The organism is Xanthomonas campestris pv. badrii, assembly GCF_012848175.1.
GTDB lineage: Bacteria > Pseudomonadota > Gammaproteobacteria > Xanthomonadales > Xanthomonadaceae > Xanthomonas > Xanthomonas campestris_C.
Window position 1 is genome coordinate 3,406,931 of the sequence record NZ_CP051651.1, and the last position, 14,440, is coordinate 3,421,370.

Sequence of the window (14,440 nt, forward strand, 5' to 3'; positions counted from 1 at the left end):
TTAGCCGCTCTTAGCCCCCAAATCAGGCCAGAACCTCAAAATCAAACGATTGACAGCCCACGCAATCCCGCCCGCCAGACTGCGCACGCTCACCCCAAGCCACGCCCAATCATCCAGCACTGCGCATGACGCAGGCATCCATCACGACTGCGCGACATGCTCGGCAATCGCCAGCCGCAAACGCGCCAAACCATCGGCCAGCTCCGCATCGGTGAGAGTGAGCGCCGGCACGAAGCGCAGCACATCCGGCCCCGCCTGCAGCACCAGCAGCCCGTGCTTGGCCGCCAAGTCGAGGATCGCACCGGCCTGGCCGGCATGCGCCTGCGCCAGCACCGCGCCCAGCATCAGCCCGCGCCCGCGGATCTGCGCGAACAGCCCGAACTCGGCATTCAATGCCTCCAGCCCCGCGCGCAACGCAGCCGATTGACGCTCCACGTTGGCCGCAATCTCCGGCGAGGCCAGCTTGCGCAACGCCACCCGCGCCACCGCCGCAGCCAGCGGATTGCCGCCGAAAGTGGTGCCGTGCGCGCCGAACTGCATGGTCTGCGCCACCTTGGGGCCAGCCAGCATCGCACCGATCGGGAAACCGCCGCCCAATGCCTTGGCCAGGGTCACGATGTCCGGCGTCACCTGCTCCTGCCAATGCGCGAACAGGCTACCGGTGCGGCCCATGCCGCACTGGATCTCGTCCAGCACCAGCAAGGCCTCATGCTGGTCGCACAGCGCGCGTGCGCGGGCCAGAAAGCCCGGCGCTGCCGGCATCACCCCGCCCTCGCCCTGGATCGGCTCCACCATCACCGCCGCCACATCGCCAGTGGCCATCGCCGCTTCCAGCGCCGCCACATCGTTGAAATCCACGTAGCGAAATCCGCCCGGCAGCGGCTCGTAGCCTTCCTGATACTTCGGCTGCGCGGTGGCGGTGACCGACGCCAGCGTGCGGCCGTGGAAACTGCCGCGGAAGGTGACGATCACGCGCCGCTCCGGTGGGCGGCCCTGGTCGCTGGCCCACTTGCGCACCAGCTTGATCGCCGCTTCATTGGCTTCGGTGCCGGAATTGCACAGGAACACCTTCTCGGCGAAGCGCGAGGCGCCCACCAGTTCTTCGGCCAGCTTCAATGGCGGCGCGCTGTAGAAGATGTTGCTGGTGTGCCACAGCTTGCCGGCCTGCTCGGTGAGCGCGGCCACCAGGTCCGGATCGTTATGGCCCAGCCCGCTGACGGCGATGCCCGAGGACAGGTCCAGATACTCGCGCCCGGCATCGTCCCACACGCGACTGCCCTGCCCACGCTCCAGCACCACCTGGCGCGGGCGATAGACCGGCAGGTAGTAGTGCGCAAGGGACAGGGGCGAATCGGCAGCGGTGCTCATGATGATCGGTCGCAGAAGCGGAAGGGGAGCGGGCATTCTCGCGCATTCGCGCGCCTAATGCGGGCAACACACGCATCAATCACGCTCGTTGCCCATTAAAGTTCGGGCACGAATTCCGGTTCGTAGGTGATCGGAAAATTGACGGATCTAGCGATGAAGCACACGTCGTGGATCTTGTAATGCATTGCTGTCGCAAGTTCGATGTCGGTTCCCGCACGAACGGCGATACGCGGACGCAAGGTTGCCGACGTGAAGCGACCCGCACCACTGCTCTCAACTTGGCCGATGCCGAGCGGGCTATCCGCATAGCCGGTCACGATGATGTTCGCATCCGATGCGTAGTGCAGATACCAAAGCATGTGGCAGGCCGAAAGCGCCGAGAGCAGCAGATCCTCGGGATTCATTTTGGCGGGATCACCACCAAGCAACGGGTCGTTGGAACAGTGAATGACGGCTTTGCCCGGAACGGCCACATCCCACGTGCGGTCGTAACCGCGATAGCTGACCGTGCCTTCGCCCCGGTTGCCCGTCCAGATGACGGAGGACGTGTATCGATGCGTCATTGGCTTTCCCCAGGATCATGAGTTGTGTATACATGTATACATGTATACACCACGAGTGAAAGCCCGACAATGGATATTACGAACCAGCTGCGCATTGCCATCTTGGAGGGGAAATACGCTCCCGGGGCGTTGTTGTCCCAATCGCGTCTCGCCAAGGAATATGCAGTCAGCCGTATTCCGATCCGCGATGCTCTGCTGGTTCTTGCCGCCGACAAACTGGTCGAGGTCGTCCCTGGAAAAGGCGCGCGAATCATTGTCCTGTCGGCCACGGACCTGACGGAGATATTCGACCTGCGGATCATGCTCGAATGCGACCTCCTGCAGCGCTCCGTGCACAAGGCCGATGACCAGGCAAAAGCAGAGGTCTTGTATCTGCTCCGGCGGACGTCTCTGGAAGCCGGTAGGCCCGGTTGGCACCAGGGAGACTGGGATTTCCACCGAGCGCTCTACGCGGCGGCCGGCCGGCCCCGGCAACTGGCAATCGTCGACGACCTGCGCAAGATCTGCGTCCTACAAGCGTCCCGATACACCGCACTGGCCACCGAAACCCAGCGATGGTTGCGTGATCATGAGGCAATTGCAGAGGCGTACATTGCCGGACGCTCCGATGAAGGCTCAACTTTGTTGGAGGAGCATCTTCGGCGGTCCTTGGAATGCTTGCTGGCCCTGGCCAACAGCGCGGACAGTGACAACCAGGCTGCCTGACCGGCGGTGGCAGGAATCCCGATTTTTGTCCGGCGCGATCCCTCTTCTCTGGACCGATGGTTCGCGATACCTGCGCGGATGGCCGCCTGCGCCGCGCTCAGTCGACAATCCGCTCAGTCCAGAAACAGATCCGGCAACAGGCTGCGCGACGGATCGACCGCATAGCCGCTGAAGTCGGTGACGCCGGCCTGCGCCAGCACCTGCTCGTCGATCAGGAACTGCCCGTGGAAGCCGGACGCGGTGCGGGTCAGCAGCGCATGCGCCGCATCGGCCACGATCTCCGGCCGGCGGCAGCCAGCGGCATCCACGCCGGGCAGCATGTTGATCGCATCGGTGGCGATCACCGTGCGCGGCCATAGCGCATTGACCGCCACGCCTTGCGGGCCGAATTCGGCAGCCAGCCCCAGCGTCACCAGGCTCATGCCCATCTTGGCCAGCGTGTAGCCGGTATGCGCGCCCCACCACGCCGGGTTCAACGAGGGCGGCGGCGCCAGGCTGAGGATGTGCGGATTGGGTGCCTGCAGCAGATGCGGCAGGCAGGCCTGCGCGCAGACGAAGCTGCCGCGCGCATTGACCTGCTGCATCAGGTCGAAGCGCTTCATCGGCGTGTCCAGCGTGCCGCGCAACCAGATCGCGCTGGCGTTGTTGACCAGGATATCGATTCCGCCAAACGCTTCGACGGTGGCGGCCACAGCGGCATGCACCTGCGCTTGGTCGCGGATGTCGCATTTGAGCGCCAGCGCCTGCCCACCCGCCGCACGCACCGCATCGGCGGCACTATGGATGGTGCCGGGCAGTTTCGGATTGGCCACCGCCGACTTGGCCGCGATCGCCACATTGGCCCCATCGCGTGCCGCCCGCAGCGCGATCGCCAATCCGATCCCGCGCGAGGCACCGGTGATGAAGAGGGTTTTGCCTTGTAGGGTCATGGGAATCGGGAATCGGGAATCGGGAATCGGGAATCGGGAATCGTAGGAGCTTAGCGCCTTGATCGCCCAACGCGCCCTCAGCTCCCGCAATGCTGCTTTACCCATTCCCGATTCCCCACTCCCAATTCCCCGCCCCTCAGGGCTTCGGCCCCTGCCCCTCGTTGTCTTCCCAGTGCAGCACGCGGCGGGTCACGAAGCGGTAGACCGGCTTGCCGGTGGCGAACCACAGCTCGCGCACCCAGGAGCGGCGCTTGAGGACGCGGCGTTCCACCGGGGTGATGGCGGCCGGGCAATACATGCGCTTGTGCTTGAGCAGGTGGCGCAGGTCTTCACGCGCAAGCAGGCGCATCCAGCGCGCGCGTGGGTGGCCGCGCACCGCCAGCTGGAAATCGATCACCGCCGGGCTGCCATCGTCCTGCACCAGCCAGTTGGCCTCCTTGGCCAGATCGTTGTGCGCCACGCCGCACCGATGCAGCTGCTGCAACAGCCGGCGCGCACTGCGGAAGTAGGCCAGGTCGCCGCGCGGCGGGCGCTGGTACATCGCATCGCCGGCCAGGTAGCTGCGGTCCAGATGGCGCCCGTCCCAATGCAGCAGGCGTGGCGTGTGCGGCAGGCCATCCAGCTGCCGCAGTGCCAGCGCTTCGCGCCGCGCCAGCCACCACGCCACACCGCGCAGCAGCCACGGTGCCGCGCTCAGGTCGCGCCGCACGAATACGCGGCCGGCGTCGCGGATCAGCAGGATGCGCCCGAAGGTATCGGACTTCAGCGGCAGGTTGCCGGCAGGATCGTCGCTCATCGCCCATTGTAGACGGGCGCCCAGCATCGCCACATCGCCAAGGCGGGCGCCGCTGTGCCAAGGGCAGGCAACACCGGGGCGGTTGCAACCTGAGGTGAAGCAAACCGCCCGATGTGAGCAGGGCGCAAGTCAGTCGTCGCCATGCCCACCTATAATTCGGGAATGAACTCATGGATCGACGCCACGCTGGAGTGGATCGGACACCACCCCACCTCGGCTGGCGTGGTGATCTTTGCCATCGCATTCTGCGATGCGGTGATCGTGCTGGGGGCCATCGTGCCCGCCTTGCCGCTGCTGTTCGCCATCGGCGTGCTGATCGGGCTCGGCCAGATCAACGGGCCGTACGCGGTGGTCTGCGCCACGCTGGGCGCCTTCGTCGGCGATGCACTGAGCTTCTGGGTGGGCCACCGATGGGGCCACCAGTTGCACACCTATTGGCCGTTCCGGCGCTATCCGCAATTGCTGGAACGCGGCGAGTTGCTGTTCCGGCGCAATGCGTTCAAGAGCATTCTCATCGCCCGTTACGTGGGCGCGGTGCGGCCGTTCGTGCCGGCCATCGCCGGCATGTCGCACATGCCGTTCAAGCGCTACCTGACCGCCAGTGGGCTGGCCTGCATTTCCTGGGCACTGCTGTTCCTGGTGCCGGGCTGGGTGCTGGGCACCGCCTACGACGCGGTGGCCGCCGTGGCCGGGCGCCTGTTCGTGGTGGTGGCATTGCTGGCCGCGGTGATCGGGCTGGCCTGGGCCATGGTGCTGTATTCGTATCGCTGGTCCGCCGGCCACCTGGATGCACTGCTGGCGCGGTTGCTGGAATGGTCGCATCGCCATCCGGTGCTGGGTGACTGGTCGGTCAGCGTGTTCGACCCACGGCGCCGCGAATCGGTGCCGCTGGCGATGATGGCCTTGATGCTGTTGCTGCTCGGCTGGGGCTGGTTCGTACTGCTGATGGTGGTGCTGGCACACGGCGAGCCGCTGCGCGTGGACCTGGCCGTGCACGACCTGATGCTGGCGCTGCGCAACCCGCTGGCCGATTACCCGATGGTGGCGCTGGCCTCGCTGGGCGACTGGCAAGTGCTGCTGCCGGCCATCGCCGCGGCGATGGGCTACCTGGCCTGGCGCCGGCGCTGGATGGCGGTGACGCATTGGGTGATCGCGCTGGCGTTCGGCCTTGCGTTGACGCAGTTGCTGGGCGCGACCGTACAAGTGGTGCGCCCGCCTGCGGCCAGCAGCGGGTTCGGGTTTCCGTCGGTGGCGGTCACCATGGCCACCATTGGGTTTGGCTTCTTCGCGCTGCTGATCGCACGCGAACTGCCTGGCCGGCGCCGGGTGTGGCCGTACCTGGTCAGTGGCGCCATCGTCTCGCTGATCGGCTTTGCGCGGTTGTACCTGGGCGCGCATTGGCTCAGCGATGTGGTCGGCGGCATGCTGTTCGGCATCTTCTGGCTGCTGGTGCTTGGTATTGCCTACCGCCGTCGCGCCACCCGGGCGTTCTGGGTCAAGCCGGTGTCATGGATCTTCTATGGCGTGTTCCTGGGCTGCGCGATCTTCTTTGCGCCACGCAACCTCGACACCAAGCTGGCCAAGTTCGAACCGCCACCGCCGTTGCTGATGGAGCTGCCCGCCAGCGAGTGGTGGGCCAGCCAATGGCGCCTGCTTCCGGCGCGCCGCAACGAATTCGACGACGACCAGCGCTGGCCGCTGGACGTGCAGCTTGCCGGCCCGCTGGCACCACTGCAACGCCAGCTCGAAGCGCGCGGCTGGCGGGCCCAACCGCAGGCCGGGTGGGAACAGGCACTGCACCTGCTCGACGTCAGCGGCCGCCCGGACGAGGTGCCGATCCTGCCGGCCACCCTCGACACGCAGGTCGAAGCCTTGCTGATGGTGCGCCATGCGGCGCCCGGCCACGTACATGTCCTGCGCCTGTGGCCCGCCGCCGCACGCCTGCAGCCCGATGCGCAACCGCTATGGGTGGGCAGCACCCAGACCCTGCGCTACAGCCGCCATTTCAGCCTGATCGGCTTGTGGTATCCGTTGCGCGGCGTGGACCCGGCATTGAGCGCCTTGCGCGACGCACTCGGCCCATTGCCGCATCGCGTGGAACAGCGACGCCGCTCGCAGGTGCCGGTGATCCTGATCGACAGCACCTCGGGCAGTGCGGTGCGCGGCGAAGACAACGCTGCACCGCAGACGGAAACCACTGCGTCCAAGCCTGCCGTATCAGATCCGCCACAACGGCGCCTTTGATCGATCGGGCAACAGGCGATTGACCGGCGATCGCGCCGTCGTGTCGGTGTGGGATGTCAGCAACGGCCGTTGAACCCTGTCTCGATGGTGACGTGCTGGCGCCGTCTCGAGGCTGCTGAATTCTCAGGGTGAACGCTTGGCTAGCCGAGCGCGCGGTGCCCTCGCCGCTCGCGGGACACTCCGTGAACCCATCCATGGGGGCCCGGTGGCAGCATCCATGCCGCCAACGGTCCCGCAAGCGGCGAGGACACCGCACCAGAACGTTTGTCGGTGATCTACCGAAGAGCAGAGAACACTGCGCCGCCTGTGTCGCATGGTTTGCTATCGCTTGAACACTCTGCGCACCGACCAACTGGACTGGTCCTTGCCCGCTCACCGTCGCGGGACCCTTGGCGGCATGGATGCCGCCACGGAGCTTACAAGGACGTACTTGCAGCGTGTCCCGCGATGGTGGGCGGGCAAGGGCCCCGCGGCCAAGCCGCAGATCATCAGCTCTGCAACTGTCAGCGCCGTTCCATCGCCTTTCAAAGCGACTGGGGCACTGGGGATCAGCGCCGTTCGGATATGCAAACGCCGCGTTGAATCAGCGCGCGATATCTCACCACAACACGCCATCCACCGGCTGCATCGGCTCCGGCGCTTGCTCACCAATGGCCTGCAGCGCATCGATCTCCACCGTGCGGCACATGGTATCCAGCGGCAGGTCGTGGATGGTGTTGGCGAACGGGTCGACCAGTTCATCGCCGATCTTCAGCACCGCCAGAAACATCAAGCCGGCCACCGTCGATCCCACCGGCGTGGCGTATTGCAGCGTCTCCACCAGGCCGATCGGCAGCAGCACGCAGAACAGCCGCGTGAACAGGTTCGGATAGAAGCGATATTGATACGGCAGCGGCGTATTTTTCAGGCGCTCCATGCCGCCTTGCGCGTTGGCGATGTCCACCAGGATGCGTTCGACGCTGGCCTGCTGGATGCTGTCGATCCAGCCCTCGCGACGTGCCTGTTCGACGCTGCGCCCGGTGGTATCGAGCAAGCCGTTCGCCACGTTGGTGCGCACCACCACCGCCGCCGCTTCGTCGGCGTCCACATGCGGAGACAACACCATCGCCACCGGCAACCGGCGCAGCTGGCAGCGCAGTGCGTTGACGTAGGCAATCTGCCGCAGCGCAATGGTGCGCCCAAGATCGCCGGCTCCCGGTGCAGACAGGATACTGACGCTCAAGCGCACCAGATTGCGCGAGGCATTGATCATCTGGCCCCACAACACCCGCCCTTCCCACCAACGCTGGTAGGTGGAATTGGCCCGAAAGCCCAGGAACAACGCCAGCGCAGAACCGAAGATGGTCAGCGGCAACGCCGGTGCACGGAACGGCAGCACGTAATAAATGATGGTGATCAACACATCCCACACGAACAACACCGCCAGGGTCCGCCAGACCTGGTTGAACACATCCGCCACACGCGGTTTGACATCGATGATCAAGGCTCACTCCGGGGATCGATAGCGAGTGCCGCCGTTGCGCACATCCAGTGCGTGGATGCCTTCGGCAGCGCACTCAAGCGTGGCGAGTGTGCCGTTGCAGCGGTGCAAGCGTGGTGAGGGGCTCAACCGCGCCAGTGCGTCAACGCGTCATGGCATCCATGCAAGCAATTGATCCAGCCGCCGATGCGGATCGTCCTGCTGCAACAGCGAGAGCCGCTGCTGCTCGGTCAATGGCAGCAGCTCGGCCAACCGCCAACCAACCCAGGCGGCCTGATCCAGCAACCCCGGTCCCACCGATGCAAATTCGCCCCCCACCTGTTCCAGCATGCGCTCCAGCACCGTGGACAGCAGGCCGTGCTCGGGCCGCAGTTCGTCATCCGGATCCGCCTCGCGCCAGGCGACATCGCCCACCACCAGACCGTTGTCGCGAATGCGCGAGCGCTGTACGTGGAAACGTCGCGTGCCGCGCAAGCGCAGCACCAGCACGCCGTCGGCGCCCATATCGAAATCCTCGATGCGTACTTCGGTACCGAACGCGGCCGGCGTCGCCGGCACGCCGACTTCGTTGCCTTCCAGGATCAGGCACACACCGAAGCTGGTGCCGTTACGGCCGCATTCGCGTACCAGATCCAGATAGCGGCGTTCGAACACGCGCAAACCCATCGCCGCGCCCGGCAACAGCACGCTGTGCAAAGGGAACAGCGGCAACGCGCTGGTATCGGCAGTGGCGGGGATCGGCGCCATCAGGACAGCTGCGCCAGGAAGCGACGCGGCGCGCCATCGAAGCCGCCATTGGACATGAACACCACATGGTCGCCTGGCTGCGCCAGCTCGCCCAAGGTGTGCAGCAATGCATCGACGTCATGCGCCACGCGCGCATCGCCGCGTACCTGCGCGATGATCGGCGCAGCGTCCCAGGGCAATTCTGGCCGGTGCAGGAACACCACCGCATCGGCATCGTGCAGCGACGGCGCCAGCGCCTGCGCATGCGCGCCCAGGCGCATCGAATTGCTGCGCGGCTCCATCGCCACCAGCACGCGCGCCGCACCCACCTTGGCGCGCAGTCCCTGCAGCGTGGTGGCAATCGCCGTGGGGTGATGCGCAAAGTCGTCGTAGACGGTGATATCGCGCGCCTGGCCCAGCACTTCCAGTCGCCGTTTGACGCTCTGGAACTGCGCCAGCGCCGGCATCACCGTCGCCGGGTCCACGCCCACCGCATGCACCGCGGCCAATGCGGCCAGCCCGTTGAGCACGTTGTGCCGGCCTACCAGTGGCCACTGCACCTGACCGATCTCCACACCGCGATGGGCCACCGCGAACGCGCTGCCATCGGCGGCGATCAGGCGCGCGCTCCACTCCAGCCCGGCATCGAAGCCGAAACGTTCCACCGGCGTCCAGCAGCCCATGGCCAGCACCTCGGCCAGCCGCGCGTCGTCACCGTTGACGATCAAGCGCCCGCGCGCCGGCACGGTGCGCACCAGATGATGGAACTGCCGCTGGATGGCGGCCACATCCGGAAAGATATCGGCGTGGTCGTATTCGAGATTGTTGAGGATCGCCACCAGCGGCCGGTAGTGCACGAACTTGCTGCGCTTGTCGAAGAACGCGGTGTCGTACTCGTCGGCCTCCACCACGAACTCGCGGCCCTGGCCCAGCCGTGCGGAGACGCCGAAGTCCTCGGCCACCCCGCCGATCAGGAAGCCGGGCGCCCGCCCGGCGGCCTCGAGCAGATAGCTCAGGATGGTGGTGGTGGTGGTCTTGCCATGGGTGCCGGCCACCGCCAGCGTGTCGCGGCCCGGCAATACCTGTTCGGCCAGCCATTGGGCGCCGGAGGTGTAGCGACGGCCGGCATCGAGCACCGCTTCCACCGCCGGATTGCCGCGCGACAAGGCATTGCCGATGACCACGTCGGTGGCATCGGGCGCGATGTTCGACGGCGCGTAGCCTTGCGCCAGCGCGATGCCGAGCGTTTCCAGCTGAGTGGACATCGGCGGATAGATGGCCTGGTCGCTGCCCTCCACCTGCCAGCCCAGCTCGCGCGCCAGGGCGGCCACACCGCCCATGAAAGTCCCGGCGATGCCGAGGATGTGGAGTTTGGTCATGCCGCATATTGTCGCCGATCACCGCAGTTGCGGGACATTCCACTCCACTCCCGGCCCCAGTATCAGGAAACACCTACCGTACTGTCGGGAATTTCCCGATATGCGAACTGCGTCACATCCATCACTATGCTGAACGCCAGTCGCAGCATCCCTTTGGTCCTACTCCCCAAGAGGCCAAATCCCCAGGGAGCTCATGCTGTCGGGGCTCTGAGCAAGCTCACTACTGGCGTTATTCTGCCCCGGTCGTCGTGTACGACCGGGGTTTTTCTTTTTTGGACGAGGCCAGACTCGCAGGGCTTGCACCTGCGCCGCGGCGCTGCCGTGGGCGCGCCGCGTCAAGGACCGGGCATTGCGCCCGGCCGGATGAGCTCAGCGGCCCAGCGCCTTGCTGATACGCTCCAACACTTCGTCCAGCGAGCCGACGCCGTCCACGCGCGCCAGCTTGCCGCGCTGCTCGTAGAAGCCAATCACCGGTGCCGTCGAGTCGGTGTACACCTGCAGACGCTTGCGTACCGATTCGGGATTGTCGTCTTCGCGGCCTTCGGCCTTGGCCCGCCCAGCGATGCGCTCGACCAGCAATTCGCTGGCCACATCCAACTGCACCACTGCATCCAGCGGCTGCCCGATCTTGCTGAGCAGGCTGTCCAGCGCATTGGCCTGCGCCACATTGCGCGGGTAGCCGTCGAGGATGAAGCCCTTGGAGACGTCGGGCTGACCCAGACGCGCTTCCAGCATGCCGAGCAGGATGTCGTCGGACACCAGATCGCCGCGTGCCATGACTTCCTTGGCCTTCAGGCCCAGCGGCGAGCCGGCGGCCACTTCGGCGCGCAACAGATCGCCGGTGGAAATGTGCGGGATATCAAACGTGTCTTTGAGACGTGTCGCCTGGGTGCCCTTGCCCGAACCGGGCGGTCCCAACAGAACCAATCGCATCAGTGGACTCCACTTTCGAAGAAAAACGCGTTGCGGTTGGCGGCGTTAGACTCAGGTCTTCGCCAGCGCTGACCGTATGGTCGTGCAGCTTACCGCATCCGGGGAATGTCCCGGCACTGTCCCTTGCGCCATCGCCCTTGTGAGGAGCCTGTCCCCTATGACCACCGGCAATCTGTTGTATGCCCAGTCTGGCGGCGTCACCGCCGTCATCAACGCCACTGCCGCCGGCGTGATCGGCGAGGCACGCGCGCGCAAGATCAAGGTCCTGGCCGCGCGCAACGGCATCCTGGGCGCATTGCGCGAAGAGCTGATCGATACCTCCAAGGAGTCGGCCGCCGCGATCGCCGCACTGGCGCAGACGCCCGGCGGTGCATTCGGCTCGTGCCGCTACAAGCTCAAATCGCTCGAAGAAGACAGCGCCAAGTACGAACGCCTGCTCGACGTGTTGCGCGCGCACGACGTGCGCTGGTTCCTCTACAACGGCGGCAACGATTCGGCCGACACCGCCTGGAAGGTCTCGCAGCTGGCCAAGGCCTATGGCTACCCGCTGCACTGCATCGGCGTGCCCAAGACCATCGACAACGATCTGGCCGTGACCGATACCTGCCCCGGCTTTGGTTCGGCCGCCAAGTACACCGCGGTGTCGGTCCGCGAGGCCGCGCTGGATGTCGCCGCGATGGCCGATACCTCGACCAAGGTCTTCATCTACGAAGCGATGGGCCGCCACGCCGGCTGGCTGGCCGCAGCCGCGGGCCTGGCAGGGCAAGGCCCGGACGACGCACCGCAAATCATCCTGCTGCCCGAGCGGGCCTACGATCAGGCGGTGTTCCTGGCCAAGGTGAAGCAGGTGGTGGAAAAGGTCGGCTGGTGCGTGGTGGTTGCCAGCGAGGGCATCCAGGACGCGCACGGAAAATTCGTCGCCGACGCAGGCGGCGCAGCCGACTCGTTCGGCCACGCGCAACTCGGCGGCGTGGCCTCGTTTCTGGCCGCGCAGGTCAAGCAGGAACTCGGCTACAAGGTGCACTGGACCCTGCCGGATTACCTGCAGCGGTCCGCACGCCACCTCGCCTCCAAGACCGATTGGGAACAGGCCCAGGCTGTCGGCAAGGCCGCCGTGCAGTACGCACTCAAGGGCATGAACGCGGTGATCCCGGTGATCGAACGCGTCAGCGATGCGCCGTACCGCTGGAAGATCGTGCCGGCCCCGCTGCACAAGGTGGCCAACCATGAAAAGAAGATGCCGCCCAGCTTCCTGCGCAAGGACGGATTCGGCATCACCGAACGCGCCCGCCGCTATTTCGCCCCGCTGATCAAGGGCGAGGCGCCTCTGGCCTACGGCAGCGATGGCTTGCCCAAATACGTCAGCCTGAAGAACGTGGCCGTGGCGAAGAAGCTGCCGAGCTGGGAAGGCTGAGCTCAGCCAGACGGCCACGCTCCAGGTGGTGACGCATCAACACCTGGACAGGCAAACGATGGCATGCAGCCGCATTCCCGCACCAGCCGGATGACATGGCGGCGGCACCGGGAAATGTGCGTGGCACCTAGCGTCGACATCGATGCGACATGGGAGTGGCAGCTGCTGCAGTTGGGGCTGCCTGTCGCAGGGCGCTGCGGCTCACGTCAGGATGGAATGCACGAGACCGGCCCGCAGCCTGCGTCACATGCCGAAACCCTGGCAACGCTGCTCGTCAAGTGAGTTCATCCAGCTTGGTGGGCAGCGCTGCTACGGCGCCATCGCCAGGTTGATCCCGAGGGTGATCCATCCGCGCGGTGCGTTGAGGCGGTCGCGGCCCACAAGCAGATCGATGCTGGACGCCTTGCCGACCATCCTGCGCACTCCCGCCTGCGCTCCCTGTCCTTGATGGTCATCACCGAATGCTTCGCCCAGCAGGGTCCATGAGGCGGTGGCCGCGTGCTCGATCCCGATGCCGGCATTGGTCGTGTCGGGCCCGGCATAGGTTGCAGTGACGCCTGCATTGACATGAAGGCGGGTAGCCTCTGCATCGCCGAACGACCAGGTCAACGGTAACGTGATGTAGCCTGCGCGTTGTTGCGAACCCTGCCAGGAGCGCTGCACGCCCATTGACAATGCAACCCCCAACACATGTTGCTCAGGATCGCGCAGGACGCGCTTGGCGCCAAGGTCCATGGACGTGGTGCCATGCCGAATATCGGTCAGCCCCAAAGCGATTTCCGTCCCCGCAACATTGCATGCGGGCACCAGTGTGCTGGACGCCGTGGCCGGCATTGCACGCGACCATGCCTCCAGCTGACACTGACCACGCGGCGTGACGCTTGCATCGTCGACGACCATGCTGGCCGCTGCGCGTGCCGACAGCGGGTTCGATAGGACAAGAGCTACCAGCAGCCCGGAAGAATGACGAAATCGCTTCATGCGTTTATTCAAAAATGATCCGGAATTCGCGACCTAGGCAACTGAGATTGCCGGATCGACTGTGCGACAGCTGTGCGATGGATCGTCGAGACGCATCCACGTTTTTCAGGCCTTGCTCGGCATCTGCAGCACATCGGACATGCCCTGCCAGCGCGGCGCCCCCATGAGGAAAGGTCGACCAACTAGGCGCGCCCCATTCTCCATTGGCACGCTAGTGGCGGTATCACCGAGCACGATGACCTGCCGCCTTTACTGACAGGCCTTGCCTTCCATGGTTTGCTGCGCGGCGAACATCGGCACCTGCGGGATCTTGCCGGCGGCGGCCTGCTGCTTGGCGTCTTCCAGATAGATGCGCGACTGGCCTTGCCCGTCCAGTTGCGGCTTGGCATCCACCGGCTTGCGCCAGATACGTACGACCGCCTGCTGGCTCGGACAGGTGGCGCTGGGGACGCGGATCACATCGTTGAAGATCCAGCCGGACGCCACGCTGGGCGCGGCCTTGGCATAGTCCACGAAGCGTGCGCGCGGCTGACACGCGGGGCTGGTACGCACCACGGACAGGGTGTATGGCTGCGCGGCATTTCCGGTGAACACACCTTCCAGACGCGCGCAGGCTTCCGGAATCTGGCGCAAGGTGTGTACTGCCCCAACCGCCTGCGCGGTCCCGGGTGCACGCGCCTTCAGCTCCGGCGTGGGGTCTGCGGCAAACGCGCTGCCGGTGAGCAGCAGGGCGCTCAGCAGGGCGGCATAGCTGCATGCGGCATGGTGGGACATGGTCACTCCTTGGATCGCTCGATCGGATGGGCCGCAGGCTGTCACGCGGCAACTGAACGACATGCCAAAGCCGCGATGCTGGCAGCCATGCACGCTGCGGCGCATACTCGGCCGCGATCCGGCCACTTGAACATCGCGACGCGCATTG

14 protein-coding genes and 1 pseudogene are annotated in these 14,440 nt (G+C 65.7%); 4 read left to right on the plus strand and 11 right to left on the minus strand.

Annotated features, from left to right (window positions below):
• Window positions 1-141: 141 nt before the first annotated feature.
• Both HG421_RS14360 and HG421_RS14365 read right to left on the minus strand, forming a co-directional pair.
• Window positions 142-1,368 carry an acetylornithine transaminase gene (locus tag HG421_RS14360; protein WP_169706947.1) on the minus strand — a complete coding sequence of 409 codons (1,227 nt, stop codon included), beginning with the start codon at window positions 1,366-1,368 and terminating at the stop codon, window positions 142-144.
• 95 nt (window positions 1,369-1,463) lie between these two features.
• Window positions 1,464-1,931, minus strand: coding sequence for an OsmC family protein (locus HG421_RS14365; RefSeq protein ID WP_169706948.1), 468 nt, complete (start codon window positions 1,929-1,931; stop codon window positions 1,464-1,466).
• A gap of 69 nt (window positions 1,932-2,000) precedes the next feature.
• On the opposite strand from HG421_RS14365, the gene HG421_RS14370 reads away from it, so the two are divergent.
• Window positions 2,001-2,636: a GntR family transcriptional regulator gene (locus tag HG421_RS14370; protein ID WP_169706949.1), complete on the plus strand. Its 636-nt coding sequence runs from the start codon at window positions 2,001-2,003 to the stop codon at window positions 2,634-2,636.
• Between the two features lie 113 nt (window positions 2,637-2,749).
• On the opposite strand, the gene HG421_RS14375 is transcribed toward HG421_RS14370, so the two are convergent.
• Window positions 2,750-3,565 carry an SDR family oxidoreductase gene (locus HG421_RS14375; protein ID WP_169706950.1) on the minus strand — a complete coding sequence of 272 codons (816 nt, stop codon included), beginning with the start codon at window positions 3,563-3,565 and terminating at the stop codon, window positions 2,750-2,752.
• 136 nt (window positions 3,566-3,701) lie between these two features.
• Window positions 3,702-4,361, minus strand: coding sequence for a serine/threonine-protein kinase (locus tag HG421_RS14380; RefSeq protein WP_169706951.1), 660 nt, complete (start codon window positions 4,359-4,361; stop codon window positions 3,702-3,704).
• 162 nt (window positions 4,362-4,523) lie between these two features.
• Here HG421_RS14380 and HG421_RS14385 point away from each other — a divergent pair, with 162 nt between their 5' ends.
• Window positions 4,524-6,605, plus strand: coding sequence for a bifunctional DedA family/phosphatase PAP2 family protein (locus HG421_RS14385; protein WP_169708209.1), 2,082 nt, complete (start codon window positions 4,524-4,526; stop codon window positions 6,603-6,605).
• 140 nt (window positions 6,606-6,745) lie between these two features.
• Here HG421_RS14385 and HG421_RS21540 read toward each other — a convergent pair.
• The 5 genes and pseudogenes from HG421_RS21540 to HG421_RS14405 form a co-directional block, all read right to left on the minus strand.
• Window positions 6,746-7,041, minus strand: a pseudogene (locus HG421_RS21540) (hypothetical protein).
• 162 nt (window positions 7,042-7,203) lie between these two features.
• Window positions 7,204-8,088, minus strand: a complete 885-nt coding sequence (locus HG421_RS14390) for a bestrophin family protein (protein ID WP_169706952.1) — start codon at window positions 8,086-8,088, stop codon at window positions 7,204-7,206.
• A gap of 147 nt (window positions 8,089-8,235) precedes the next feature.
• Window positions 8,236-8,832, minus strand: coding sequence for an LON peptidase substrate-binding domain-containing protein (locus HG421_RS14395; RefSeq protein ID WP_169706953.1), 597 nt, complete (start codon window positions 8,830-8,832; stop codon window positions 8,236-8,238).
• Window positions 8,832-10,199 (minus strand): UDP-N-acetylmuramate:L-alanyl-gamma-D-glutamyl-meso-diaminopimelate ligase, encoded by a 1,368-nt coding sequence (gene mpl / locus HG421_RS14400; RefSeq protein ID WP_211161857.1) that lies wholly within the window; start codon window positions 10,197-10,199, stop codon window positions 8,832-8,834. Before mpl ends, HG421_RS14395 begins: the two co-directional genes overlap by 1 nt.
• Window positions 10,200-10,559: 360 nt before the next feature.
• Complete coding sequence (locus tag HG421_RS14405; RefSeq protein ID WP_169706955.1) at window positions 10,560-11,123, minus strand: adenylate kinase; 564 nt, start codon at window positions 11,121-11,123, stop codon at window positions 10,560-10,562.
• A gap of 157 nt (window positions 11,124-11,280) precedes the next feature.
• On the opposite strand from HG421_RS14405, the gene HG421_RS14410 reads away from it, so the two are divergent.
• Together HG421_RS14410 and HG421_RS14415 are read left to right on the plus strand one after the other, a co-directional pair.
• Window positions 11,281-12,537 (plus strand): 6-phosphofructokinase, encoded by a 1,257-nt coding sequence (locus HG421_RS14410; protein WP_169706956.1) that lies wholly within the window; start codon window positions 11,281-11,283, stop codon window positions 12,535-12,537.
• Between the two features lie 63 nt (window positions 12,538-12,600).
• A complete protein-coding gene (locus tag HG421_RS14415; RefSeq protein ID WP_169706957.1) occupies window positions 12,601-12,819 on the plus strand; it encodes a hypothetical protein in 219 nt (72 codons plus the stop codon).
• Between the two features lie 27 nt (window positions 12,820-12,846).
• Here the strand turns inward: HG421_RS14415 and HG421_RS14420 are convergent, their stop codons facing one another.
• Both HG421_RS14420 and HG421_RS14425 read right to left on the minus strand, forming a co-directional pair.
• Window positions 12,847-13,530, minus strand: coding sequence for a hypothetical protein (locus HG421_RS14420; RefSeq protein ID WP_228330813.1), 684 nt, complete (start codon window positions 13,528-13,530; stop codon window positions 12,847-12,849).
• Window positions 13,531-13,767: 237 nt separating this feature from the next.
• Window positions 13,768-14,292 carry a hypothetical protein gene (locus HG421_RS14425; protein WP_169706958.1) on the minus strand — a complete coding sequence of 175 codons (525 nt, stop codon included), beginning with the start codon at window positions 14,290-14,292 and terminating at the stop codon, window positions 13,768-13,770.
• Window positions 14,293-14,440: the final 148 nt, after the last annotated feature.

Bases quoted from the DNA above. Each gene is read 5' to 3' on its own strand.
- HG421_RS14360 (WP_169706947.1), bottom strand. From the start codon at position 1,368: ATGAGCACCGCTGCCGATTCGCCCCTGTCCCTTGCGCACTACTACCTG.
- HG421_RS14365 (WP_169706948.1), bottom strand. From the start codon at position 1,931: ATGACGCATCGATACACGTCCTCCGTCATCTGGACGGGCAACCGGGGC.
- HG421_RS14370 (WP_169706949.1), top strand. From the start codon at position 2,001: ATGGATATTACGAACCAGCTGCGCATTGCCATCTTGGAGGGGAAATAC.
- HG421_RS14375 (WP_169706950.1), bottom strand. From the start codon at position 3,565: ATGACCCTACAAGGCAAAACCCTCTTCATCACCGGTGCCTCGCGCGGG.
- HG421_RS14380 (WP_169706951.1), bottom strand. From the start codon at position 4,361: ATGAGCGACGATCCTGCCGGCAACCTGCCGCTGAAGTCCGATACCTTC.
- HG421_RS14385 (WP_169708209.1), top strand. From the start codon at position 4,524: ATGAACTCATGGATCGACGCCACGCTGGAGTGGATCGGACACCACCCC.
- HG421_RS14395 (WP_169706953.1), bottom strand. From the start codon at position 8,832: ATGGCGCCGATCCCCGCCACTGCCGATACCAGCGCGTTGCCGCTGTTC.
- HG421_RS14405 (WP_169706955.1), bottom strand. From the start codon at position 11,123: ATGCGATTGGTTCTGTTGGGACCGCCCGGTTCGGGCAAGGGCACCCAG.
- HG421_RS14410 (WP_169706956.1), top strand. From the start codon at position 11,281: ATGACCACCGGCAATCTGTTGTATGCCCAGTCTGGCGGCGTCACCGCC.
- HG421_RS14415 (WP_169706957.1), top strand. From the start codon at position 12,601: ATGCAGCCGCATTCCCGCACCAGCCGGATGACATGGCGGCGGCACCGG.
- HG421_RS14425 (WP_169706958.1), bottom strand. From the start codon at position 14,292: ATGTCCCACCATGCCGCATGCAGCTATGCCGCCCTGCTGAGCGCCCTG.